1 pseudogene is annotated in these 1,487 nt (G+C 70.2%); it reads left to right on the top strand.

Annotation, left to right across the window (positions count from 1 at the left end):
- Positions 1 to 1,487, top strand: a pseudogene (locus CH341_RS31180) (pyridine nucleotide-disulfide oxidoreductase); the annotation flags it as partial.

Raw genomic sequence — 1,487 nt, 5'->3', positions numbered from 1 at the left:
CTACACGCTCAATCACGAGGAGATCGCCAAGGCGATGGAGGAAGGCATCCGGTTCGCCGAGCGCCTCTCCCCGACCGAGGTGATCCTGGACAATTACGGCCAGGCCCGGGCCCTGAAGCTCGCCCGCCAGGGCGACGTGCCGGGCGAGGCCGAGGTGGTGCTGCCGGCCCGCACCATCGTGGTCGCCGCCGGCACCCAGCCGAACACCACGCTGGCCCGCGAAGACTCCGCCATGGTGCTGGATGGCAAATACTATCGGGCGCGCAGCGAGGACGGCGAGACGGTGACGCCGGAGCGCATCGCCAAGCCGTCGACCGTGCATGTGCTGACCGACATCCGGGCGGACGGCCGCGCCGTCAGCTTCTTCGGCGATCTGCATCCCTCCTTCGCCGGCAATGTCGTGAAAGCGATGGCCAGCGCCAAGCAGGGCTTTCCGGTGGTGGCCCGCCTGCTCGACAAGCTCGACACCACGCCGCCATCGCGTGAAACGCTGTTCGAGACGCTCGAGGGCGAGCTGCGGCCGACCATCCACGCCGTCAACCGCCTCACCCCGACCATCATCGAGGTCGTCGTCAAGGCGCCGGCGGCGGCGCGGGCCTTCGAGCCGGGGCAGTTCTATCGCCTGCAGAACTACGAGAGCTACGCGACGCGGGTCGACGACACCGCGCTCGCCATGGAGGGCCTCGCGCTCACGGGCGCCTGGGTCGACCGCGAGCAGGGCCTGCTCGCCACCATCGTGCTGGAGATGGGCGGCTCGTCGGACCTGTGCGCCACGCTGCGGCCCGGCGAGCCCGTGATCCTGATGGGGCCGACCGGCGCGCCGACCGAGATCGAGCCGGGCGAGACCGTGCTGCTGATCGGCGGCGGCCTCGGCAACGCCGTGCTGTTCTCGATCGGCGAGGCGGCCCGCGCCCGCGGCGGCAAGGTGCTCTACTTCGCCGGCTACAAGCAGCGCCGCGACCGCTACAAGGTCGCCGAGATCGAGCGCGCCGCCGACGCCATCGTGTGGTGCTGCGACGAGGCGCCCGGCTTCGCGCCCGAGCGGCCGCAGGACAAGGCCTTCGTCGGCAACATGGTGGCGGCGCTGGAGGCCTATGCGACCGGCGCGCTCGGCGACCGGCCGATCGACCTCGGCGATGTCGATCGCGTCGTCGCGATCGGCTCCGACGGCATGATGGCTGCGGTCGCCCGCGCCCGCCACGGCATGCTGGCGGCGCATCTCAAGCCCGGCCACAAGGCGATCGGCTCCATCAACTCGCCGATGCAGTGCATGATGAAGGAGATCTGCGCCCAGTGCCTGCAGGTCCACAAGGATCCGGCGACCGGCACCGAGACGGTCGTGTTCTCCTGCGCCAACCAGGACCAGGAGCTCGACCATGTCGACTTCGCCAATCTGCGCAGCCGGTTGGTGCAGAACGGCACCCAGGAGAAGCTGACCAAGCAGTGGATCGACCGCGCGCTGCACCGGCTCGATCTCCGCGGGCACA

It is taken from the genome of Rhodoplanes roseus (genome assembly GCF_003258865.1).
Classification (GTDB): domain Bacteria; phylum Pseudomonadota; class Alphaproteobacteria; order Rhizobiales; family Xanthobacteraceae; genus Rhodoplanes; species Rhodoplanes roseus.
Note: the sequence above shows the minus strand (reverse complement) of the source record. Positions and strands in the feature narration are given on the sequence as shown.